General features: G+C 69.1%; 18 protein-coding genes. 13 read left to right on the top strand and 5 right to left on the bottom strand.

Going from position 1 to position 23,511, the window contains the following annotated elements:
• Positions 1-3: 3 nt before the first annotated feature.
• Both AC3EO7_RS10215 and AC3EO7_RS10220 read right to left on the bottom strand, forming a co-directional pair.
• Entirely contained in the window at positions 4-1,224 is a 1,221-nt protein-coding gene (locus tag AC3EO7_RS10215; protein WP_431967649.1) for a class I adenylate-forming enzyme family protein, read from the bottom strand.
• A gap of 98 nt (positions 1,225-1,322) precedes the next feature.
• Positions 1,323-2,126: an enoyl-CoA hydratase/isomerase family protein gene (locus tag AC3EO7_RS10220; protein WP_435591059.1), complete on the bottom strand. Its 804-nt coding sequence runs from the start codon at positions 2,124-2,126 to the stop codon at positions 1,323-1,325.
• Positions 2,127-2,164: 38 nt separating this feature from the next.
• On the opposite strand from AC3EO7_RS10220, the gene AC3EO7_RS10225 reads away from it, so the two are divergent.
• The 4 genes from AC3EO7_RS10225 (at position 2,165) to AC3EO7_RS10240 (ending at position 5,774) form a co-directional block, all read left to right on the top strand.
• Entirely contained in the window at positions 2,165-3,190 is a 1,026-nt protein-coding gene (locus AC3EO7_RS10225) for a glutathione S-transferase family protein (protein ID WP_435591060.1), read from the top strand.
• Between the two features lie 129 nt (positions 3,191-3,319).
• Positions 3,320-4,051, top strand: coding sequence for a hypothetical protein (locus tag AC3EO7_RS10230; protein WP_431967643.1), 732 nt, complete (start codon positions 3,320-3,322; stop codon positions 4,049-4,051).
• Positions 4,048-4,998 (top strand): ABC transporter ATP-binding protein, encoded by a 951-nt coding sequence (locus AC3EO7_RS10235; protein ID WP_431967641.1) that lies wholly within the window; start codon positions 4,048-4,050, stop codon positions 4,996-4,998. The genes AC3EO7_RS10230 and AC3EO7_RS10235 overlap by 4 nt, the downstream gene beginning before the upstream one ends.
• Positions 4,995-5,774, top strand: a complete 780-nt coding sequence (locus tag AC3EO7_RS10240; protein WP_431967639.1) for an ABC transporter permease — start codon at positions 4,995-4,997, stop codon at positions 5,772-5,774. The genes AC3EO7_RS10235 and AC3EO7_RS10240 overlap by 4 nt, the downstream gene beginning before the upstream one ends.
• Here AC3EO7_RS10240 and AC3EO7_RS10245 read toward each other — a convergent pair.
• Entirely contained in the window at positions 5,709-6,176 is a 468-nt protein-coding gene (locus AC3EO7_RS10245) for a hypothetical protein (protein ID WP_435591061.1), read from the bottom strand. The genes AC3EO7_RS10240 and AC3EO7_RS10245 overlap by 66 nt on opposite strands.
• A 159-nt stretch (positions 6,177-6,335) precedes the next feature.
• Here AC3EO7_RS10245 and AC3EO7_RS10250 point away from each other — a divergent pair, with 159 nt between their 5' ends.
• From AC3EO7_RS10250 to AC3EO7_RS10265, 4 genes are all read left to right on the top strand, one after another.
• Positions 6,336-10,070 carry an ABC transporter ATP-binding protein gene (locus tag AC3EO7_RS10250; protein ID WP_435591062.1) on the top strand — a complete coding sequence of 1,245 codons (3,735 nt, stop codon included), beginning with the start codon at positions 6,336-6,338 and terminating at the stop codon, positions 10,068-10,070.
• 106 nt (positions 10,071-10,176) lie between these two features.
• A complete protein-coding gene (locus AC3EO7_RS10255; protein ID WP_431967633.1) occupies positions 10,177-13,986 on the top strand; it encodes a multifunctional oxoglutarate decarboxylase/oxoglutarate dehydrogenase thiamine pyrophosphate-binding subunit/dihydrolipoyllysine-residue succinyltransferase subunit in 3,810 nt (1,269 codons plus the stop codon).
• A gap of 290 nt (positions 13,987-14,276) precedes the next feature.
• Complete coding sequence (locus AC3EO7_RS10260) at positions 14,277-14,819, top strand: TerD family protein (RefSeq protein ID WP_435591063.1); 543 nt, start codon at positions 14,277-14,279, stop codon at positions 14,817-14,819.
• A gap of 9 nt (positions 14,820-14,828) precedes the next feature.
• Entirely contained in the window at positions 14,829-15,788 is a 960-nt protein-coding gene (locus AC3EO7_RS10265; RefSeq protein WP_431967629.1) for an NAD-dependent epimerase/dehydratase family protein, read from the top strand.
• On the opposite strand, the gene AC3EO7_RS10270 is transcribed toward AC3EO7_RS10265, so the two are convergent.
• Positions 15,736-16,380, bottom strand: coding sequence for a TetR/AcrR family transcriptional regulator (locus AC3EO7_RS10270; protein ID WP_431967627.1), 645 nt, complete (start codon positions 16,378-16,380; stop codon positions 15,736-15,738). The genes AC3EO7_RS10265 and AC3EO7_RS10270 overlap by 53 nt on opposite strands.
• A 61-nt stretch (positions 16,381-16,441) precedes the next feature.
• Here AC3EO7_RS10270 and AC3EO7_RS10275 point away from each other — a divergent pair, with 61 nt between their 5' ends.
• The 4 genes from AC3EO7_RS10275 to AC3EO7_RS10290 all read left to right on the top strand — a co-directional run bounded on the left by AC3EO7_RS10275 (position 16,442) and on the right by AC3EO7_RS10290 (position 21,679).
• Complete coding sequence (locus tag AC3EO7_RS10275; RefSeq protein ID WP_431967625.1) at positions 16,442-17,965, top strand: flavin-containing monooxygenase; 1,524 nt, start codon at positions 16,442-16,444, stop codon at positions 17,963-17,965.
• Positions 17,966-17,970: 5 nt separating this feature from the next.
• Positions 17,971-18,801: an SDR family NAD(P)-dependent oxidoreductase gene (locus AC3EO7_RS10280; protein WP_431967623.1), complete on the top strand. Its 831-nt coding sequence runs from the start codon at positions 17,971-17,973 to the stop codon at positions 18,799-18,801.
• A 6-nt stretch (positions 18,802-18,807) separates the two neighbouring features.
• On the top strand, positions 18,808-19,725 hold the full coding sequence (locus AC3EO7_RS10285; RefSeq protein WP_431967621.1) for an alpha/beta hydrolase: 918 nt from the start codon (positions 18,808-18,810) through the stop codon (positions 19,723-19,725).
• A gap of 160 nt (positions 19,726-19,885) precedes the next feature.
• Entirely contained in the window at positions 19,886-21,679 is a 1,794-nt protein-coding gene (locus AC3EO7_RS10290; RefSeq protein WP_431967619.1) for an AMP-dependent synthetase/ligase, read from the top strand.
• A gap of 254 nt (positions 21,680-21,933) precedes the next feature.
• On the opposite strand, the gene AC3EO7_RS10295 is transcribed toward AC3EO7_RS10290, so the two are convergent.
• Positions 21,934-22,797: an alpha/beta fold hydrolase gene (locus tag AC3EO7_RS10295; protein WP_431967617.1), complete on the bottom strand. Its 864-nt coding sequence runs from the start codon at positions 22,795-22,797 to the stop codon at positions 21,934-21,936.
• An 84-nt stretch (positions 22,798-22,881) separates the two neighbouring features.
• Between AC3EO7_RS10295 and AC3EO7_RS10300 the strand changes: the two genes are divergently transcribed.
• A complete protein-coding gene (locus tag AC3EO7_RS10300; RefSeq protein ID WP_435591064.1) occupies positions 22,882-23,436 on the top strand; it encodes a CGNR zinc finger domain-containing protein in 555 nt (184 codons plus the stop codon).
• Positions 23,437-23,511 lie beyond the last annotated feature (75 nt).

Below are 23,511 nucleotides of genomic sequence, written 5' to 3' on the forward strand. Positions count from 1 at the left end.
GCCTCAGGCGATTTCGCTCCGGACCAGGCCGTGGTCGTCGATCGAGACCTGGTCACCGGTGTGGAACCAACTGCCCGTGAACCGATGCGCGGTGGTCTCCGGATCGTTCCAGTACCGACGCGTGACATTCGGTCCACGACAGAGCAATTCACCGTGACCCGCCGCGGCCCGCGGACCCCACAGCGCCAATTCGGTACCGCCGAAAGCGAATCCGAGTACGCGGCCCGCGTCGGCGGGCGCTTCGGTGTCGTCCACCGCGAGGCCGATGCCGCTGGTCTCGGTGGAGCCCCACACCGACCAGTGCCTGGCCGAGGGGAACGCCTCGCGCAGCGCGGCGGCGAGATCACCAGGGGTCCGCTCGGCATGGTGGCCCGCACTGCTGACCCGGCTGATGCCCTCGGTGGGCACGCCGTCGGCGCGCAGCGCGGCCAGCTCGGGGAGCAGTCCGGCGAAGATGCGCGGCGTGCCCGACACCATGTCGACCCGTTCGGCCACAAGGGCTTCCGCGAGTCCGCGGCCGTCCGGTGCGAGCACCACGGTGCCGCCCACCGCGAAGGTGGGCAGCAACTGGTCGACGCACCCGCTGGCGTGCGCCAGCGGCGGCAGCACCAGATTGCGCACGCCGTCGGTGGGCAGATCCAGCGCGGCGACGACCGACCGGACCGCCGAGAGCAGGTTCTCGTTGGTCAGCTCGACGCCCTTGCGAGTGGCGCTGGTGTAACAGAGCAGCGCGAGATCGTTCAGCGCCGCACCGTCATCGATGAACGCGGCGCCGTCCGGCAGCTCGGCCTCGCCGCCGCGAGCGCCGCCGAGCACGAAATCCGCACTGCTGTCGGTGATCACCTGCGCGGCCACCCGCGCGGGCAGCCCGTCGGGCACCAGCACCGGCACCGCGCCGCTGAGCAGAGCGCCGAGGAACGCCTGCACCCAGCGGACGCCCGCCGGCATGTGGATGGCGACCCGGTCGCCGTACCCGACACCGTGTTCCTGCAGGCCGCCCGCGATACGGGAGGCCGAGTGCCACAGCTCCCGGTAGGTGAGCCGGGGCCCACCGAGCTCGACGACCGCCTCGCGCGACGCGAAGGCGTGCACCTGTAGATCGAGTAGCTCGGTGAGCGCCGGGGTGAGGTTGCCGTAGCGCAGCACGCCGTCGGCGCCGCGGGCCAGCGGGTTGCTGCACGCAGGCGAATGAGTGAGGGGGTATTCGACCAAGAGCTGCGACATGTGTCCTCCGCGCGGGTGCCTCTAGCTGCCAGGCACCTGCGACTATATGACGCCGATCACAATTTCGCCGGAATAGTCGATTTACCGTGTCCCCGCCGTCACCGGCCGGTGTACGTCGCCTTGCCCGGACCGACCTCGAGGAAGCTCCGCACGGCGCCGCGCAGATCGTCGGTGGCGAACAGCTCGCCGGACACCTCGGGAGTCACCGAATCGGCGTGCGCCACACCGCCGGAACGCCAGGCCGCGACGATCTGCTTGGTCGCCGCGTGCGCTTTGGTCGGCCCCTGCGCCAGCCGGTGCGCGAGTTCCCTTGCGGCGCTGTCGACGTCCTCGTGCACGGCGTTCACCACGCCCCAGTCGGCCATGGTCTTCGCGTCGTAGAGATCACCCGTCATGACGAACTCGCGGGCGCGGCCCGATCCGGCGCGCTCGGCCAGGCGCTGCGGGCCGCCCATCGACGGGGTCAGTCCGACAACGGTCTCCACCAGACCGAACTTCGCCTTCGGCGCGGCCAGGATGATGTCGCAGGCCAACGCGATTTCGAAGGCGGCGGTCAGGGTGAGGCCGTGCGCGGCGAACAGCACCGGACACGGCAGCGCCTCCAGCGGGTGGATGATCTGCGCGAACAGCGAGCGCCACAGCTCGGCGCCCTCCTCGGTGGTCAATCCGTCGAATACGTGCACGTCGACGCCACCAGAGACCACCTTGCCCTCGGCGCGCAGCAGCAGCGCGCGCGGCGGGTTCGCGGTCAGTGCGGCGATGTCGTCGACCAGCGCGTCGAACATGGCCTGATCGAAAAGGTTCAGCGGCGGGTTGGCCAGCGTCAGGACGGCTACCTCGGCGCCGCCGTCGGTGGTTTCGCGTTCCAGCCGAGTCGCCTTCGTTTCACTACGTTCGGTCATTGCGTCAGCCTAAGACCTGAATCTGCCAGACTGGCGAGGTGACCAAGGCGGCATCGGAAAGCGGTTCCTACGTCGAACCGGGCGAGTTCAAGCGGGACACCCGTTACATCACCACCCGCATCACGGCCGACGGGCGCGACGGCTACCCGGTGGCGCCCGGCCGATACCGGCTGGTCGCGGCCCGCGCGTGCCCATGGGCCAACCGCACCCTCATCGTGCGCAGGCTGCTCGGTCTGGAGGACGTGCTCTCGCTCGGCCTGTGCGGCCCCACCCACGACAAGCTGAGCTGGACTTTCGATCTCGATCCCGGCGGCGTGGACCCGGTGCTCGGCATCCCGCGGCTGCGCGACGCCTATCTGGCTCGCTTCCCCGACTATCCGCGCGGCATCACGGTCCCCGCCGTGGTCGACATTCCGACCGGCGAGGTGGTGACCAACGACTACGCCAGGATGACGCTGGACTTCTCCACCGAATGGACCGAATTCCACCGGCCGGGCGCGCCCGCGTTGTACCCGGAGCCGCTGCGCGCCGAGATCGACGAGATCAACAACGTCGTCTTCCGCGATGTGAACAACGGCGTCTACCGCTGCGGCTTCGCGGGCGCCCAGGACGCCTACGACGCCGCCTATGACCGGCTCTTCGCCCGCCTGGACTGGCTCTCGGATCGGCTTGCCGGACAACGCTTCCTGGTCGGCGACACGATCACCGAGGCCGATGTGCGGCTGTTCACCACGCTGGTCCGCTTCGACGCCGTCTACCACGGTCATTTCAAGTGCAACCGGCAGAAGCTGAGCGAGATGCCGGTGCTGTGGGCCTACGCCCGCGACCTCTACCAGACCCCAGGCTTCGGCGACACCATCGATTTCGAGCAGATCAAGACCCACTACTACGTGGTGCACACCGACATCAATCCGACGAAGGTGGTGCCCAAAGGTCCCGACCTGAGCAACTGGCTGACCGCGCACGGACGCGAGGAGCTGGGCGGCCGCCCGTTCGGCGACGGCACTCCGCCGCCACCGCCGCCGCTCTCGGAGCGGGTGCCCGCGCTGCGCGGACCGGCGTAACCCGGTCGTTTCAGTCGGCAGGCCCCGGGAACCCGGGAGATGATCCGGTTCGTTGTCGTGTTGGTCCGACGACGGCTCGGTGCCATAGAGTTCTGCCAGCGAAGGCAGAGGACTTAAGGGGTGTTGCCGATGAGGCACGGCGCGTTCGAGAAGACCGTGATCGCCTTGCTCGAGAACGGATCGAAGCTGCAGGCGCCCGCGGTCGAGAAGTACATCGATCGAGTCCGGCGCGCCCATCCCGATGAGACCCCGGCCCAGATCATCGACCGGATCGAGCGGCAGTACCTGCTCGCGGTGACCGGCAGCGGCACAGCGGCGGGCGCGACCGCGGCCATGCCCGGCGTGGGCACGGTCGCCTCGCTGGCGACCATCACCGCGGAGACGGCGTTCTTCCTGGAGGCCTCGGCGCTGTACACGCTGGCGATCGCCGCCGTGCACGGCATCGCGCCGGAGGCCAAGGAACAGCGCAGGGCGCTGGTGCTCGCGGTGGTGCTCGGCGACACCGGCATGGAGATCGTGGAGCGCTCGGTCGGGCAGTCGGCCAAGAACTGGGGCACGCTGCTCGCCAACCGAATTCCCGGCCTGTCCAGCATGAACGACTCGCTGATGAAGCGGTTCCTCGTGCGGTTCCTCACCAAACGCTTGGCGCTGATGGCGGGCAAGGTGATCCCGATGGGCATCGGCGCGGTGATCGGCGGCGTCGGTAACCGTACCCTCGGCAAGACCACGGTCCTCAACGCGCAGAAGGCATTCGGGCCCGCGCCCGCCTTCTGGCCGCTCAACCGGCAGCTGGTCGTCGACGCCGATCCGCTGCCCGCGCTCGACGCCACCCCGCCGCACTTCCCCGCCGGACCGAAATGACCGCAGCCAAGCCCGCTCTGGTCGTGCGCGGCCTGAGCAAGCGGTACGAGCTGGGTCCGGCCGTGGAGAACGTGAACTTCAGCGTCCCGGTGGGCGGCACCGCCGCGCTGGTCGGTCCGGCGGGCGCGGGCAAGACCACGATTCTGCGGATTCTGCTCGGGCTGCTCGAACCTTCTTCGGGGAGCGCGGAGATCGGCCTGTCCCCGGTGGGCGGGATGCTCACGCCGCGCGGACTGCATCCGGCGCGCGCCGCCCGCGATCACCTGCTGGTGTACGCGGCAGCGGCCGGGGTGCCGGACGCGCGGGTCGACCCGGTGCTCGAGTCGGTCGGGCTGGACGCGGCCGCGCGCGTCAAGACGGGTGCGCTCACCGTCGGCCAGCAGACCCGGCTGGCGCTGGCCACCGCGCTGCTCACCGATCCGAGGGTGCTGATCCTCGACGAGCCCACCGAGGGACTCGACGCCGCCGAACGCGGCTGGCTGCACGATTTCCTGCGCAGGCACACGCGCCGCGGCGGCACGGTGGTGCTGTCCAGCGCGAGCCTGGCCGCGGTGGTGGCGATGGCCGATCAGCTGATCGTGCTGAGCGAGGGCGCGGTCGTCTACCAGGGCACTCCGGCGAAACTGCGCCGCCATCACCCCGACCGGCTCGTCGTCGCCGCATCCACTCCGGTGGCGCTGGCCACGATGCTCGCCGCACGCGGCTACACCGACGCGGTGATCCGCCCCGACGGGCGGCTCGCGGTGGCCGAGGCGAGCGAAGCGGAGATCGTCGACGCGGCCAAGGCCGCCGGGGTCCGGCTGGACAGCGTCACGCCGGATCCGATCCACCCCGACCGCGTGCTCGCCTCGCTGACGAAACCGAGCAGAACCGCGGCGCCGATGTTCCCGGCGCCGGGCACGCACGCACCCCATCCGCAGCCGACGCCCTACGGGATTCCGCGATGATCACTCTGCCCCCGGACCTCGTCCCGCCGGTGAACTCCGAGGTGCGCAAGGTCTACACGCTGCGCTGGTGCCTGGCGCTCGGCGTGCTGCTGCCCGCGATCGCGCTGGTCGCCTCCACGGTGACCTCGGTGATGGCCGGGCCCGCGGACCCGGATTCCGCGCTGGCCACCGGTGCCGCGACGATCGGGCTGTATCTGGCGCTCACCGCGACGATCCTGGCCGCCGCGGTCTTCGGCGCGGCGGGCGCGGGCGGCGAGTTCCGTTATCGGACGATGCCGGTGACCTCGCAGTTCACCGCCGACCGTGATCGGCTGGCAGCGGCCAAACTGCTGGTCACCGGTGGGTACACGCTCGCTGTCGCGGTACTGGTCGAGCTCGTCGCGTTCGGCTGCCTGCTGGCCTTCGGCCGCGGCAAGTTCGAGTTCGGCACGCGACTGCTGACGGTGTTCGGCACCGGCCTGCTCGCGGCGGTCTGCTGGTCGCTGCTCGGCGCCGGACTCGGGCTGCTGCTACGCCAATCGACCGGCGCTGTCGCGCTGATCCTCGGCTGGCTGCTCGTCATCGAGCCGCTGATCTGGTTGGTGGCCAACGGCATCGGGCTCGGCGGCGTGGTCACCTTGCTGCCCGGGTCGGCGACCGTCGCCACGGTGGCGGCCGACTCCTTCCCGGACAGCGACATCCTCGCCCCGGCCCCGGCCGCCTTCGTCGTGCTACTGCTGTGGACGATCGGAATCGCCGGCGCGGGCTGGTGGCAACTGCGCAGCCGCGACATGTGATCCGCGGCCGTCACCGGCGGGCGTGATCCCGCGCCCGCCCCGCAGCATCCGGAGAACCTCCGCGACGCCGTGCTCGATCTGGTTCAGCCGCGAATCCATACCGTCCAGCCGCGAATCCATGCCGTCGAACCGCGAATCCATGCCGTCGAACCGCGAATCCATCGCGTCCAGCCGCGAGTCCATCGCGTCGAACCGCGAGTCCATCGCGTCGAACCGCGAATCCATACCGTCCAGCCGCGAATCCACCATGTCGAGCCGCGCCTCGATCTTGCAGAATCGCTTGTCGACCTTGCGGAATCCGTGGCGTACCTGGCGTTGCAGTTCGCCGACCTGTTCGTAGACGTCGTCGACGTCGTGTCGGAGTTGGTGAAAGCGACGTGTGAAATCCCCCTGCGTTGTCATGGCGGCGAGATTAGAACCGCGGCGAAGGACGCGCCAAGCGCCGCGGACAGACTCCGGGAACAAGCGGTGTGTCGCCGCGCGTCATTACCTTCGAAGGCGTACCTCCGGCCGTGCGCAGGCTGACGAGGGAGTTCAAGGAGCGGACGGTGAACAGCGCAATTGACTGAGCGGAGCACGACGGGGCGGGGTTGGATACGGCGGCTGTGGGACGAGAGCAGGTCGCATCCCGGCACCATCGCGGGCGTCCTGGCCGCGGTGTTGGCGGGCGCGCTGGTGGAGGTGACCGCACCGCTGCTCACCAAGCGCGCGGTCGACGCGGCCGGCGTCGGAGACACCGGGGTGATCGGGGTGATCGCGGCCCTGCTCGCGCTGCTCGCCGCCGGACGGTTCGGCGCCGCGTTCGGCAGGCGGCTGCTCGCGGGCAGGCTCTCGCTCGACGTCCAGCACGGCCTGCGGGTGCGGTTGCTCGGTTCGCTGCAACGACTGGACGGCGCGGGTCAGGACGCGCTGCGCACGGGACAGGTGGTCTCCCGGTCGATCACGGACCTCCAGTTGGTTCAGGGGCTGCTCGCGATGGTGCCGCTCTCCGGGATGGCGCTGTTGCAGTTCCTGCTCGCCGCAGGCGTGATGCTGTGGCTCTCGCCGCCGCTGGCGGTGGTCGCCCTGCTGGTGGTGCCCGGCATCGCCGCGGTGGTGTACCGGATGCGGCCGCGGCTGTTCGCGGCGACCTGGTCGGCCCAGCAGCGGGCCGCCGACCTGGCCCAGCACGTCGAGGAGACGGTCACCGGGGTGCGGGTGGTGAAGGGCTTCGGGCAGGAAGCCCGAATGGTCGACGTGCTGGAAGGACACGGCCGCAAGCTCTACGCCGAACGCATGCGCGCCGCGCGGGTGGATGCCCGCTTCGCGCCGGTGGTGGCCGCGATTCCGCAGGCCGGGCTGGTCGGGGTGATCGCTTTCGGCGGGTGGCTCGCGCTCGAGGGCTCGATCGGGCTCGGTACTTTCCTCGCCTTCGCCGCCTACGTGGCCACCATGACCTCGGCCACCCGCGCCATGTCCTCGGTGGTCATCCTGGCGCAACTCACCCGGGCCGCCGCCGAACGCGTCTTCCAGGTCATCGACACCGCGCCGGTGATCGCCGACCCGCCCGCACCCGCCGCGCTGCCGGACGGCCCACTGGGCGTCGAGATCGACTCGCTCACTTTCGGATTCGACCCCGGCTTGTCGATCCTGCGCGATCTCGACCTGACCGTGCGCCCTGGCGAGACGGTCGCGATCATCGGCCCGGCGGGTTCGGGCAAGACGACCCTGTCGCTGCTGCTGCCGCGCTTCTACGCGCCCGACGCCGGACGCATCCGGCTCTTCGGAGCCGGACCCGCCGAGTCACCGGTGGACATCGCCGACGTCGCCGCCGCCGACCTGCGCGCCGCCGTCGGCGTGGTGTTCGACGACCCGTTCCTGTTCTCCGACACGATCGCCGCCAACATCGCGCTCGGCCGGACGGACGCCACCGACGCCGAGATCAGGCAGGCCGCCAAGCTGGCCGCCGCCGACGAGTTCATCGGCGAACTGCCGGATGGATACGACACCGTCGTCGGAGAGCGCGGCCTCACCCTTTCCGGCGGCCAGCGCCAGCGCATCGCGCTGGCCAGGGTGCTGCTCGCCCGCCCGCGCGTCCTGGTCCTCGACGACGCCACCTCGGCGGTGGACGCGGTCACCGAAGCCGCCATCTTCGACACGCTGCCCGACCGAGGCGGCCGCACCACGATCATCCTGGCGCACCGCGAATCGACGCTCGCCCACGCCGACCGGGTGATCCGCCTGCCCGCGCCGGCCCAGCCGCCACCCGCGACGGACGAACCCGGCGAATCGGCCCGCGCACCCCGGGTCGCGGGCCGGATGGGCGGCGGCTTCGGCGCGGCGGCCGACTTGGCCGAAACCCCCGAGTTGCGCCGGACCATCGAGCTGTTGCCGCCCGCCACCGAAGAACCGGGCCTGGACGACCGCGAGTTGCGCGAGCCCGATCCCGGTTTCCGTTTGGCGCGACTGCTGCGCCCGGTCCGCCTCCTGGTGCTGACCGTGGTGAGCCTGCTCGCACTGGACGCGCTCGTCGGCGTCGCCTTCCCCGCGCTGGTGCGCTACGCCATCGACACCGGCGTGAGCGCCGGGCAGCCCGACGCGCTGCGGATCGCGGGGGCGCTCGGCGTCGCGCTGGTCGCGGCCGGTTTCGCGGTCGGCGCCACGACTATCGTGCTCACCTCGCGCACCGGCGAGCGCGTCCTCTACGGCCTGCGCGTGCGCAGCTACGCGCATCTCCAGCGGCTCGGCCTCGACTACTACGAGCGGGAACTGTCCGGCCGGATCATGACCAGGATGACCACCGACGTGGACGCGCTGTCCAGCTTCCTGCAGACGGGCGTGGCCACCACCCTCATCGGCGCGCTCACCCTGCTCGGCATCGTGGTGGCGCTGCTGGTCATCGACGTCTCGCTGGCCGTGGTCGCGCTGCTGGCGCTGCCGCCGCTGGTCGTGGCGACGGTGTTGTTCCGGCGCGTCTCCTCCACCGCGTACACCGTGTCGCGGGAACGCGTCTCCACGGTGAACGCCGATTTCCAGGAGAACGTCACCGGCCTGCGCGCGGTGCAGGCCAACCGGCACGAACCCCGCGCCGCGCGGCGGTTCGCCGAATACTCCGAGCGCTATCGCAATGCCAGGATGCGGGCGCAGCGGGCGATCGCTCTGTACTTCGCCTTCGTCATCGCCTGGGCCGATCTGGCGCTGGCCGCGGTGGTGTTCGTCGGCGCACGCGAGGTCGCGGTGGGTGCGACGACGGCAGGCACGCTGGTCGCTTTCGTGCTCTACCTGGAACTGATGTTCGGGCCGATCACGCAGCTGTCCCAGGTCTTCGACGGCTACCAGCAGGCCAGGGTCGGTCTGCGCCGGATCGGCGAGCTGCTGCGCACCCCGTCGTCGATCGCGGCGGATCCGCCGGACGCCGTGGCGATCACCGACGGTCTGCGCGGCGAGGTCGCGCTCGATCACATGCACTTCCGTTATCCGGGGACCGAGAACCCGGCGCTGCACGATATCGACCTGCGCATTCCGGCCGGGTCCACGCTGGCGCTGGTCGGGCCGACGGGCGCGGGCAAGTCGACGATCGTCAAGCTGCTGGCCCGCCTCTACGACCTGCCGCGTTCGACTCTCGACGCGGGCACGGAATCCGCCGCCGCCTCCGCCGCCGCGCCGAGCGATGCCAGGCTCACCGAAGAGAGATCGCGAGGGGCGATCGTCGTCGACAGCGTGGACATCCGCGAATACCGCCTCGCCGACTACCGTTCCCGGCTCGGCATCGTCCCCCAAGAAGCTCACCTCTTCACCGGCGACGTCGCCAGCAACATTGCATTCGGACAACCTTCCGCAACAGAGGCGGAGATCCGCGCCGCGGCCGCGGCCGTCGGCGCAACCGACATGATCGCCGCGCTGCCCCTCGGACTGCGGCAACCGGTCGGCGAACGCGGGCGCGGGCTGTCGGCCGGACAGCGTCAGTTGATCGCGCTGGCCCGGGCCGAACTGGTCGGTCCCGACTTGTTGCTGCTCGACGAGGCCACCGCGACGCTTGACCCGGAGACCGAGGCGTCCGTGCTGGTAGCGAGCAGATCGCTGACCCGAGGACGCACCACGGTGGTCGTCGCGCATCGTCTCGGCACGGCCGCGCGGGCCGATCGGATCGCGGTCGTCGAGCGCGGCCGGATCACGGAATTCGGCACCCACGCGGACCTGCTCGCGGCCGGCCGAACTTATACCCGACTCTGGACGGCGGCCCGCGAGACCGGAGGAATATTCTCGGACCCGGACGAGTCTGCACAGAAGAGTTTGGGTCTGTCCGGTGGTGGGTAGCTTCGTCGATTTGCTGCTGGGCATATCCTCGACAGAGGGTCCATCGGCGCGCATCCGCTGATCCCCATGCCGGGCACGTCACAAACGTCGCAGCGCGAAGAACGAAATGAGGCGAACACCTGCTGTGAGCAGCTCAACTTCCCAGTTCGGACAGAACCAGTGGCTAGTCGACGAGATGTATCTGAAGTACAAAGAGGATCCATCGTCGGTCGATGAGAGTTGGCACGAGTTCCTCGCCGACTACACCCCCGAAGCGAGCGGCGAAGCCACCAACTCGCAGTCCGCCGCGCCGACCTCGAACGCCGCCCCGGCTCCCGCGACGCCCGCCCCGGCTCCCGCGCCTGCCCCGGCCGCGAAGCCCGCCCCGGCCGCCGCCAAGCCCGCGCCCGCACCGGCTCCCGCTCCGGCCGCCAAGCCCGCGGCTCCGGCCGCCAAGCCCGCGGCTCCGGCCAAGGCCACCGCGCGCGCCCCTCAGACCACTCCGGCGCCGACCTCGAACGCGGCGCCGACCTCCGGCGGCCCCAAGCCCGCCGAGGCGGCCGACGAGGCGAAGGTGCTGCGTGGCGCCGCCGCCGCGGTCGCCAAGAACATGGCCGCCTCGCTGGCCATCCCGACCGCGACCTCGGTGCGCGCCATCCCGGCCAAGCTGATGATCGACAACCGTCTGGTCATCAACAACCACCTGGCCCGCACCCGCGGCGGCAAGATCTCCTTCACCCACCTGCTCGGCTACGCCATCGTGCAGGCGGTCAAGGCGTTCCCGAACCTGAACCGGCACTTCGCCGAGATCGACGGCAAGCCGAACGCGGTCACCCCCGCGCACACCAACCTCGGCCTGGCCATCGACCTGCCGGGCAAGGACGGCAACCGCTCGCTGGTCGTCGCGGCCATCAAGGGCACCGAGGAGATGACCTTCGGGCAGTTCCACACCGCCTACGAGGACATCGTGCGGCGCGCCCGCGAGGGCAAGCTGACCGCCGAGGACTTCTCCGGCGTCACCATCTCGCTGACCAACCCGGGCACCATCGGCACCGTGCACTCGGTGCCCCGCCTGATGAACGGTCAGGGGGCGATCATCGGCGCGGGCGCCATGGAGTACCCGGCCGAGTTCCAGGGCATGAGCGACGAGCGCGTCGCCGACCTCGGCGTCGGCAAGCTGATGACGCTGACCTCCACCTACGACCACCGCATCATCCAGGGCGCGGAGTCCGGCGACTTCCTGCGCACCATCCACCAACTGCTGATCTCCGACGAGTTCTACGACGAGATCTTCCACGGCCTCGGCGTGCCGTACGAGCCGGTGCGCTGGCGCAAGGACATCAAGGAGCGCGGCGTCGACAAGAGCTCGCGCGTGCTCGAGCTGATCGCGGCCTACCGCAACCGCGGCCACCTGATGGCCGACACCGACCCGCTGCGCCTGATCAAAGACAAGTTCCGCAGCCACCCGGACCTCGACGTCACCCAGCACGGCCTCACGCTGTGGGACCTGGACCGCGAGTTCGCCGTCGCGGGCTTCCACAGCGAAGAGCGGATGAAGCTGCGCGACGTGCTCTCGGTGCTGCGCGACGCCTACTGCCGCCACATCGGCGTGGAGTACATGCACATCCTGGAAACCGACCAGCTGCAGTGGATCCAGGAGCGTGTCGAGCAGAAGCACGTCAAGCCGACTGTCGCCCAGCAGAAGTACATCCTGAACCGGCTGAACGCGGCCGAGGCCTTCGAGACCTTCCTGCAGACCAAGTACGTCGGCCAGAAGCGCTTCTCGCTGGAAGGCGCCGAAGCGGTCATTTCGATGATGGACGCGGTCATCGACCAGAGCGCCGAGCACTCGCTCGACGAGGTCGTCATCGGCATGCCGCACCGCGGCCGCCTCAACGTGCTCGCCAACATCGTCGGCAAGCCGTACTCGAAGATCTTCACCGAGTTCGAGGGCAACATGAACCCGGCGGCCACGCATGGCTCCGGCGACGTGAAGTACCACCTCGGCGCGCGCGGCACCTACCTGCAGATGTTCGGCGACAACGAGATCGAGGTCTCGCTGACCGCCAACCCGTCGCACCTGGAGGCGGTCGACCCGGTGCTCGAGGGTCTGGTCCGCGCCAAGCAGGACCTGCTCGACAAGGGCGACGGCCCCGAGGGCTTCTCCGTCATGCCGCTGATGCTGCACGGTGACGCCGCGTTCGCGGGCCAGGGCGTGGTCGCCGAGACGCTGAACCTCTCGGGTCTGCGCGGCTACCGGGTCGGCGGCACCATCCACATCGTGGTGAACAACCAGATCGGCTTCACCACCTCGCCGGAGAACAGCCGCTCCACCGAATACTCCACCGACATCGCCAAGTTCATCGGCGCGCCGATCTTCCACGTGAACGGCGACGACCCGGAGGCCTGCGACTGGGTGGCGCGTCTGGCGGTCGACTTCCGCCAGAAGTTCCGCAAGGACGTGGTCATCGACCTGATCTGCTACCGCCGTCGCGGCCACAACGAGGGCGACGACCCGTCGATGACCCAGCCGTACATGTACGACGTCATCGACACCAAGCGCTCGGTGCGCAAGAGCTACACCGAGAGCCTGATCGGCCGTGGCGACATCTCCATCAAAGAGGCCGAGGACGCGCTGCGCGACTACCAAGGCCAGCTGGAGCGCGTGTTCAACGAGGTCCGCGAACTGGAGAAGTTCCCGCCCGGGCCGAGCGAGTCGGTCGAGGACGACCAGAAGGTGCCCGCGACCGTGCAGACCGCGGTCGACAAGGCCGTGCTGCAGCGCATCGGCGACGCGTTCCTCAACGTCCCCGACGGCTTCAACGTGCACCCGCGCGTCAAGCCGGTGCTGGAGAAGCGCCGCGAGATGGCCTACGAGGGCAAGGTCGACTGGGCCTTCGCCGAGCTGATGGCCTTCGGCACGCTGATCGACGAGGGCCGCGCGGTGCGCCTGACCGGTCAGGACTCGCGCCGCGGCACCTTCACCCAGCGGCATTCGGTGATCATCGACCGCAAGACCGCCGAGGAATACACCCCGCTGCACAACATCGGCAGCGAGAAGCCCGGCTGGTTCGCGGTGCACGACTCGGCGCTGAGCGAATTCGCCGCCGTCGGTTTCGAATACGGCTACTCGCTGGGCAACCCGAACGCGCTGGTGCTCTGGGAGGCGCAGTTCGGCGACTTCGTCAACGGCGCGCAGTCCATCATCGACGAGTTCATCTCCTCCGGTGAGGCCAAGTGGGGCCAGCTCTCCGACGTGGTGCTGCTGCTGCCGCACGGCCACGAGGGCCAGGGCCCCGACCACACCTCGGGCCGCATCGAGCGCTTCCTGCAGCTGTGCGCGGAGGGCTCGATGACCGTCGCGGTGCCGTCCACCCCGGCGAACTACTTCCACCTGCTGCGCCGCCACGCGCACGACGGCATCCGTCGTCCGCTGATCGTCTTCACCCCGAAGTCGATGCTGCGCAACAAGGCCGTGGTGTCGGACCTCAAGGACTTCACCGAGTCCAAGTTCCACTCCGTGTTCGACGAGCCCACCTACGAGCAGGGCGTCGGCGATCGCGCCAAGGTGAAGCGAGTGCTGATGACCAGCGGCAAGCTCTACTACGAGCTGGTCGCCGAGAAGACGAAGCAGAAGCGCGAGGACATCGCCATCGTGCGGATCGAGCAGCTCTACCCGCTGCCCAAGTTCCGCCTGAACGAGGCGCTCGAGGGGTACCCGAACGCGACCGACATCGCGTGGGTTCAGGAGGAGCCGGCCAACCAGGGCGCCTGGCCCTTCTTCGGCCTCAACCTCCCCGAGCTGCTCCCGGAGCGTCTCGGCAAACTCCGCCGCATCTCCCGCCGCGCCATGTCGGCCCCGTCCTCGGGTTCGTCCAAGGTGCACGCCGTCGAGCAGGCGGAGATCGTCGGGGAGGCGTTCGCGCCCACCAGCTAACCTCTAGCTGCCTCGCACGCCGGGTGCGAAACCGCTGGTCCCCCAGCCGGTTTCGCCCCGGCGTTCGCCGTTTCCCGGCCACTCGGCGGCCGGAGTTCCGCACCTGCGCTCCGCCTCGTCCGTGCCGGACCAGTAGCGCGGCCCGACGAACAGGACCGCGGATGACCGGGACACGTGGTCGGACGAAATGGCGCTCTGGCGCCGGAGCGGATGTGGCGATGCAGACACGCGTCAGCTCCTAGGGTGGTGGCGTGGCGCGAGGGGCGCGCCGTGGAAGGGATCGGTGCGAAGTGGTTCCGAATTCGGGTGGGGATTCCCTGGCTGTCGTACAGATGGCTGCCGGATGGGATCCGGCGGCCAAGCGGCGGTGGTTGCCGGGGAAAACGAAGGACATCGACTTGAACGCGTCGGCGCTGCTCTTCGCGGGGGACGCGATCGTCGACGTGGTGTACCACGAGCAGCTGACCTCGCAGGACGGGTCGGTCCGCCTCCTCGGCGACAACACGACCGGCGAGGGTGACGGCGACGACGAGATCATCACGCTCGACCTGACCAGGATCTCCCCGCAGGTCACCACCGTGTTCTTCCTGGTGACCTGCTACACCGGCCAGACGTTCGAGAAGATCGAGAACGCCTTCTGCCGCGTCGTCGACGGCATGACGAAGACCGAGATCGCCCGCTACGACCTCAGCAAGATCCACGCGCACACCGGTTTTCTCGCGGGCAAACTCGTTCGCGCGCACCAAGGTTGGGAGTTCCGTTCGATCGACGAGGAGATCCAGGCCGAACACCCCGTCGAGGCGGTGCCGCAGCTGGCGCCGTTCCTGGCCTGAGGGGGCGGCGTGCGGATTCTGGTCACGGGCGCCAACGGCTACCTGGGCAGCGCCGTCACCGCGCGGCTGCGCCGGGACGGACATCAGGTCGTCGCGCTCGTCCGTCGCGAAAGTGTCCGCGCGCCAACGGAAGCGGCAATCCGGGTAGCGGATCTTCTAGAGCCCGAATCGCTTACGGTCGCGGTCCGCGGCGTCGACGCCGTCTGTCATCTGGCCGGGCTCACCCGCGCCAGGGACTCCGTCGCCGACCCGCTGCCGTATTTCCAGGTCAACGTCGGCGGCACCGTGGCACTGCTGGACGCTATGGCGCAGGCGGGCATCGAGAAGCTGGTCTTCGCGTCGACCGCGGCGATCTACGCCACCGATGTCCAGCCGATGACCGAGGACGTCCCCGACGCGCCGCCGCACCCCTACGCCGCGAGCAAGCAGGCGGCGGAATCCGCCATCGCCGCGCAAGCCGCGTCGGGCCGCCTGGCCGCGACCGTCCTGCGCCTGTCCAACCTGGTCGGCGGCGCCGACACCGACGACACACGCATCCTTTCTCGGCTGCGGGCGGTGGCGACCGGGGCGAGCGATCGGCTGCGCGTGTACGGCGACGGCAGCGCGACGCGCGACTACCTGCACATCGAGGACGCGGCCCGAGCCGTCGCCGCGGCGATCGCGCACCTGCCCGGCCTCGGCGTCTGCCGCCGGTACAACATCGGCAGCGAAATCGGTACCAGCGTGGCCGAATTGGTGGCTCTCACGTCCCGCATCACCAGCCGCGCCATCCCGGTCGAACATCTCCCCGCCGCCCAGGAGCCGCCGACACTGGTGTGCGACAGTTCCCGCGCCGCAAAAGAACTCGGCTGGCGGCCGACCTGGGACATCGAAGCGATAGTGCGCGAGATGTGGACCGGCCGAATCGCCTCCCCACTCACCCCTGCAATGCCGCCGCGAGCTCCGGGTTCAGGGCAAGGGCCAGCGTGAGCAGGGATTCCACCAGCAAGTCGATCAGTTCCTCGCGGGTGATCGGCTCGGTGCGCAGCCAGGTGAGGGTGGTCTCCTCCACGAAGGCGACCCACCCGCGCATGCCGAGCATGAGCCGCGGGTTCGCGGCGGGGTCGACGGAAGTCGGCGCCTCGGCGAGGATGATGCCGATGATGGCGTCGCGGGTCTGGTCGACCAGCGGCACCAGGTCGGGGCTGACGCTGGTCGGGCCACGCAAGAGCGCCAGGTAGGACGTGCGGTTCTCGCTGACGTAGTCGACGTAGCGCTCGATCGAATCGCGCAGCATGTCGAAGATGCTCAGCGACCGGTCCGGCGCCACCCGCTCCAGCAGTTCGGCGTTGGCGTGCCGGACGACCTCGCGCTGGAAGTCCTGCTTGGTCGGGAAGTAGTGGAACAGCAGGCCGCGTGAGATCCCCGCCTGGGCCGCGATCTCGCTGACCGAGAGTTCCTCGATCGTGCGTTCACCGAGCATCTTGGCGCCGAGCGCGAGCAGCTGCTGGCGGCGTTCATCCGGGCTCAGCCGGGTCCGCTTGCCGTTTGCACCGGAGCTTTTGCTGGTCACGGCACTCATGTTACTGAACGCGGTTCAATTGCTGTTGACTGCTGCTCAATAAGACCGTAGTCTCCCTTACATGAGTCGCAAGGTTACAGACAAAGCTGTCGGCGACCGGTCCGTCCGCCATGCCAAGACGATCATCATCGGCAGCGGTTTCGCCGGTCTGGGTCTCGCCATCCGGCTGAGTCAGCAGGGTCGCAACGACTACCTGGTCCTGGAGCGCGGCGGCGATGTCGGCGGAACCTGGCGGGACAACACCTACCCCGGCGCCGCGTGCGACGTGCCCTCGCACCTGTACTCGTATTCCTTTGCGCTCAACCCGAATTGGTCGCGCTCGTTCTCCCGGCAGGGCGAGATCCAGTCCTACATCCAGGGCGTGGCGAAGAAGTACAACGTGCTGGACAAGCACATCTTCGACTGCGACGTGACCGGCGCCCGCTGGAACGACGACACCGCGCGGTGGGAAATCACCTCCAGCAAGGGCGATTTCACCGCCGACACGGTCGTCTCCGCGGTCGGCGCGCTGTGCGAGCCGAACCAGCCGGACATCAAAGGCATCAACACCTTCGAGGGCGAGATCTTCCACTCGGCCCGCTGGAACCACGACGCCGACCTGAACGGCAAGCGGGTCGCCATCATCGGCACCGGCGCCTCGGCCATCCAGATCATCCCGTCCATCGCGCCGCGGGTCGCCAAGCTGGACGTCTACCAGCGGACCGCGCCGTGGCTGCTGCCCCGCATGGACCGCCCGTACCTGAAGGCCGAGCAGCTCGCGTTCAAGTACCTGCCCGGCGTGCAGCGGCTGTCCCGCGCGGCCATCTACGCCGCCCGGGAGACCCAGGTCGTCGGCCTGGCCAAGTTCCCCGCGCTGATGCAGGGCTTCCAGCTGCTGGCCAAGGCCAAGCTGCAGTACGAGGTGCGTGACCCGGAGCTACGCAAGAAGGTCACCCCGGACTTCCGCATCGGCTGCAAGCGCATGCTCATCTCCAACGAGTACTACCCCGCGCTGAGCCGCGACAATGTGGACGTGGTCACCGACGGCATCGCCGAGATCCGCGCGGGCTCGATCGTCACCAAGGACGGCACCGAGCGCGAGATCGACGCGCTGATCGTGGCCACCGGCTTCCACGTCACCGACTCGCCCACCTACGAGACCATCACCGGCCTCGACGGCCGCACGCTGAGCGAGGTCTTCGACGAGATCGGCCAGCAGGGCTACAAGGGTTCGGCGGTCGCCAACTTCCCCAATATGTTCTTCCTGCTCGGCCCGAACGTCGGTCTCGGCCACACGTCGATGGTGTTCATGATCGAATCCCAGATCAACTACATCTCCGACGCGCTCACCACCGTCGACCGTCTCGGCCTGCGCAGCGTCGAGGTGCGCCGCGAAGTGCAGGACGCCTACAACAAGGACCTGCAGGCCAAGCTGAGCAAGACGGTGTGGAACACCGGCGGCTGCGCGAGCTGGTACTTGGACAAGCACGGCAACAATACGACGCTGTGGCCCGATTTCACCTTCCAATTCCGTAGGCTGACAAAGAATTTCGACGTCTCCGCCTACGCGACGACAACCGCGCCCGGCGAACTGAAAGTGGTGTGATCCCCGTGAGCAACGACGCTTACTTCAAGAACAAGGTCTGTGTCATCACCGGAGCGGGCTCCGGCATCGGCCGCGCGCTGGCCGAGAACCTGGCCGCGCGCGGCGCCGAGCTCGCGCTCTCCGACATCGACACCGACGGCCTCGCCGAGACCGTCCGTCGCTGCGAACAGCTCGGGGCGAAGGTCAAGTCCGATCGGATCGACGTGGCAGAGCGCGAGGCGGTGCTGCTCTACGCCGACGCGGTGAAGGCGCACTTCGGTGTGGTGCACCAGGTCTACAACAACGCGGGCATCGCGTTCCACGGCGAGGTCATCCGCTCGGAGTTCAAGGACATCGAGCGGATCATGGATGTCGACTTCTGGGGCGTCGTCAACGGAACTAAGGCGTTCCTGCCGATGCTCATCGAGTCGGGCGACGGCCACGTGGTCAATGTGTCCAGCCTGTTCGGCCTGATCGCCGTGCCGGGCCAGAGCGCATACAACGCAGCCAAGTTCGCGGTGCGCGGCTTCACCGAATCGCTGCGCCAGGAGATGCTGGTCGGCAAGCACCCGGTCAAGGTGACCTGCGTGCACCCGGGCGGCATCAAGACCGCGGTGGCCCGCAACGCCACCTACGCCGAGGGCATCGACGGCAAGTCGGCCGCGTCCATGTTCGACAAGAAACTGGCCATCCACACCCCGGAGATGGCCGCGCAGACCATCACCGAAGGCGTGCGCAAGGGCCACGGCCGGGTGCTGATCGGCTGGGAGGCGAAGCTGCTCGACGTGTTCGTGCGGGTCACGGCCTCCGGCTACCAGCGCATCGCCGCCGCGGTCAACCGGCCCTTCCTCCCCTGAACGACCATGCGTGAATTCGACATTCCGCTGCCCGTCGGCCGCGTGCTGCTGAAGCCGGTGTTCCGGTTGATGCTCAACGCTCGACTGCCGTTCACGGTGCAGCGCAAGCTGATGGATCTCGGCGCGCCGCTGCAACCGATGCCCTCCGGCGTCACGGTGCGCAAGACGCGACTCGGCGCTCGTCCGGCCGAACTGCACATCGCGGACTCGACCAACCCCACCACCGCCGTGCTCTACCTGCACGGCGGTGGCTACGCGGTCGGGTCGATGGCCACCCACCGCTCGCTCGCGGCGCGGCTGGCCCGCGACACCGGCAGCGCGGTGTACGTCGTCGACTATCGGATGGCGCCGGAGCACCCGTTCCCCTCGGGTCTGGACGACGCCGTCGCCGCGTTCCTGGAACTGGTGTCCGAGAAGGGCTTCCGGCCCGATCAGATCGCCGTCGCGGGCGACTCGGCGGGCGGCGGCCTGAGCTTGGCCACTGCGCAGCGGCTGATCGCCGAGCACGGGATCACCCCTGCGGCGCTCGGCCTGATCGCACCGTGGAGCGATCCCAACGAGATCCCCGATCGCGACAGCGACACGGTGATCAACAAGCCGTGGTCGCGCGCCTGCGCCGCCGCCTACCTCGGCGAGGGCGACGGGAACGATCCCGGCTACGCGCCGCTGCGCGGGGTCCTGCACGGACTGCCGCCGACCTATGTCCAGGTCGACGTCAGCGAGCTGCTGCACGCCCAGTGCGTCGCACTGGTCGCGGCGCTGCGCGGCGCGGGAGTGCACGTGCAGTTCACCGAGAGCCGGGGCCTATGGCACGTCGCCCAGTTGCAGGCCGGATTGTTCCGCCCCGCCGCGGTGGCGCTGCGCGAACTCTCCGATTTCCTGCGCGATGCCGTCCAGCCGGTGCGCGCGAGCGACCTAGGATGAGTGCGTACCTCCGCCTGCGCTCCGGCCGTGCAGAAAGATGGCAAACGAGTCCGGATCGGGCGGCCGATTACCGAGCGGCGAGATTTTCGGTAGTCGATCGCACGGACCGGCACAAGGTGTCGTAGATTACTGGCGAGTAAACCCACGTGGAAGGGCACTGATGCGAGAGTTCGAAGTCCCGGCTTCCTACACCATCCCGGATGACGCGAACAATTCCGACAACGTCTTCCGCCACGCCGAGCAGGCGCCGAACGCGGTGCTGTTCAACGTGCCGAACGGCAGCGGCGGTTGGCGGGACGTCACGGCGGCGGAGTTCGCCGAAACCGTCACGGGCGTGGCCAAGGGCATCATCGCCTCCGGCATCGAACTCGGCGACCGCGTCGCCATCATGGCCCCCACCCGCTACGAGTGGGCTGTGCTCGACTTCGCCATCTGGGCGGCGGGCGCCTGCACCGTCGCCATCTACGACAGCTCCGCCGCCGAGCAGGCCAAGTGGATCCTGCAGGACTCTGCGACCAAGCTGCTCGTCGTCGAAAACGACAAGCACCGCGCCACGATCGACGAGATCGAGGCGGGCTCGCTGCCCGAGCTGAAGGAAACCATCCAGATCGACAAGGGCGCCATCGACGAGCTGCTCGCCCGCGGCGCCGAGCTGGACGATCAGGCCGTGCACGACCGCCGCGCGCAGGTCGGCGCCGCCTCGCCCGCCACCCTGATCTACACCTCGGGCACCACGGGCCGCCCCAAGGGCGTCATGCTCAGCCACGCGAACCTCTACGCGGAGTCGAAGTCCGACCGGATCGCGCTGAGCAAGTACGTCACCGAGGGCAAGAAGACCCTGATGTTCCTGCCGCTGGCGCACGTGTTCGCGCGCGCGGTGGCGCTGGCGGCCTTCGACGCCAAGGTGATCGTCGCGCACACCTCCGACTGGTCCACCCTGGTCGACCAGTTCGGCAGCTACAAGCCGCACTTCATCCTCTCGGTACCGCGCGTGTTCGAGAAGGTGTTCAACGCGTCGAAGCAGAAGGCGCACGACGGCGGCAAGGGCAAGATCTTCGACGCCGCTGCCGACACCGCCATCGCCTACAGCGAGGCGCTGGACAACGGCGGCCCCGGCCTCGTGCTCAAGCTCAAGCACACGGTGTTCGACAAGCTGGTCTACAGCAAGCTGCGGGTCGCGCTCGGCGGTCAGTGCGAGGCGGCCGTCTCCGGCGGCGGCCCGCTCGGCGCGCGCCTCGGCCACTTCTTCCGCGGCGTCGGCGTGACCATCTACGAGGGCTACGGCCTCACCGAGACCACCGCGGCCATCACCGTGAACACCCCGGAGAAGATTCGAGTCGGTTCGGTCGGCCGCCCGATCGAGGGCCACGCCGTCAAGATCGCCGAGGACGGCGAGCTGCTGCTGCGCGGCTCGGTCGTGTTCGGCGGCTACTGGGGCAACGCGGAAGCCACCGAGGACGCCTTCGACGACGGCTGGTTCAAGACCGGCGACCTCGGCGCCATCGACGCCGACGGCTTCGTCACCATCACCGGCCGCAAGAAGGAAATCATCGTCACCGCGGGCGGCAAGAACGTCTCGCCCGCGCTGCTCGAGGACTCGCTGCGGTCGCACCCGCTGATCAGCCAGGTGATGGTGGTCGGCGACGGTCAGCCGTTCGTCGGCGCGCTGATCACCCTCGACCCGGAGGCGCTGCCCGGCTGGAAGGAACGCAAAGGGCTGCCCGCCGAGACCGCGATCGAGAAGCTCATCGAGCACGCCGACCTGGTCGCCGAGATCGATGCCGCCATCGCCGACACCAACAAGAAGGTCTCGCACGCCGAGCAGATCAAGAAGATCCGCATCCTCGCGGTCGACTGGACCCAGGAGGGCGGCGAGCTCACCCCGAAGATGTCGCTCAAGCGCGCCGTCGTGATGAAGCAGTACGCCTCCGAGGTGGAGAAGATCTACAGCTAGTAGCTGGTCGAAAGGCGCTGTCCGCGGGTTCGTTTCGCGGGCAGCGCCTTTCGCGTTTCTGCGGATTCTCGCCCGGCTGCGCCATTCGCGTATCAGGTCCTGGACGCAGCCTGCGCACGCGGTCGGGGCTCCGACGAGTGGCGGCTCGGTAGAGAGCGGTCGCGCCTGTCCGCACCATTCGCGTGCCAGGTCCTGCGCGCAGCTTGCACGCGCACCTGCGGCTTCCTCTTACGGCGGCTCGGTTCGCAGCCGGCTCAGAGCCGGTCGAGGAACTTCGCGATGAGCGGAGCAATCTCCGGCAGGTGGGTTTCCAGGGCGAAGTGGCCGGTGTCGAAGAGGTGCAGTTCGGCGTCGGGGACGTCGGCGAGGTAGGCGTGGGCGCCCGGCTCGGGGAAGAACGGGTCTTCGGCGCCCCACACGACGAGCGTGGGCGGGGTGTGCTCGCGCAGCCACCGCTGCCATTCCGGGTAGGCGTCGACGTTCGACTGGTAGTCGAAGGCCAGCGCGACCTGCGCCTCCTTGCGGCCGGGCAGCTCGAGGAAGTGCTGATCGAGCAGCCAGCTCTCGGGCGCGAGCACCGACGGATCGGGCACGCCGTGCTCGTACTGGCCGCGGGTGCCCTCGAGGGTGAGCAGTCCGCGGATGGTGTCCTCGGCGCCCTCCTGTTCCGGACGCAGCGCGACGAATTCCTTGGCGCCCTCGGAAAGTCCGGCCTCGTAGGCGTTGCCGTTCTGCACCACCAACCCGGCGATCCATTCGGGGTGGCGCAGGGCCAGCCGAAAGCCGATCGGGGCGCCGAAGTCGAAGACGTACATCGCGAACCGGCGCAGATCGAGGGCCTGGACGAAACCCTCCACCACATCGGCGAGGCGATCGAAGCTGTACTCGAAATCGGCGGGGGCGCTGGTGCGTCCGAAGCCAGGGTAGTCGGGGGCGATCAGCCGGTAGTGGCCGCCGAGCGCCTGCAGCAGCGCACGGAACTGGTGTGAACCCGAGGGAAAACCGTGCAGCAGCAACAGGATCGGCGCGTCGGGGCGCGCCGGGATCGATTCGCGGTAGAAGACCTCGACGCCGTCGACCTCGACGGTGCGGTGCTGAACGCGGGGCAGCTCGAACATTTCACATGCCTTATCTACGTGGTGATGCATTAGTTCTAGCGCATCGTCTTCTAATGTGTCAACTCGGAGATGTACCATTAGAAGGTGACCGATACGACCCCGCTGATCGGCGAGCCCTTGGCGCTGGACCTGGTCAACACCCGACCGCTCGGCACGGATCTGCTCGCCACCACCGAACAGTTGGCGGACTGGCTCGCCCGCCAATCCGACCGCCACCCCGAGCTGGCGCTGGACCGACCCGCTCGCGCTGACCTGGCCGCCGTGCACGACGTGCGCGACCACATCGCCGCCGCCCTCGACGCGGTGCTGCACGGCCAACCCCCGCCCGCCGCGGCGCTGCGCGCGCTCACCACGGCGCAGGCCGCCGCCCCTGCCGTCCGCCACCTGCGCTGGGACGGCGCCGCCGTCGTCGCCACCCCGCACCGCGACGGCCCGTCCGCCACATGCCTGTCGGCCGTCCTCGCCGAAGCCGCGGCCGACCTGCTCACCGACCCTGCCCTCGCCAAACTCAAACGCTGCGAGGCCGACGACTGCGTGCTCCTCTTCCTGCCCGCCCACCCCAAACGCCGCTGGTGCTCCCCCGAACGCTGCGGCAACCGGGTCCGCGTGGCGCGCTACTACCGGAAGCACAAGGAGTAAGCGGACGCGAGAGGGAATCGACGGGAGAGAAATGGTGGTTTGCACTTCGGGGCGGGCGCGGGCCGGGTGGGCGCA

Source organism: Nocardia sp. bgisy118, assembly GCF_057708605.1.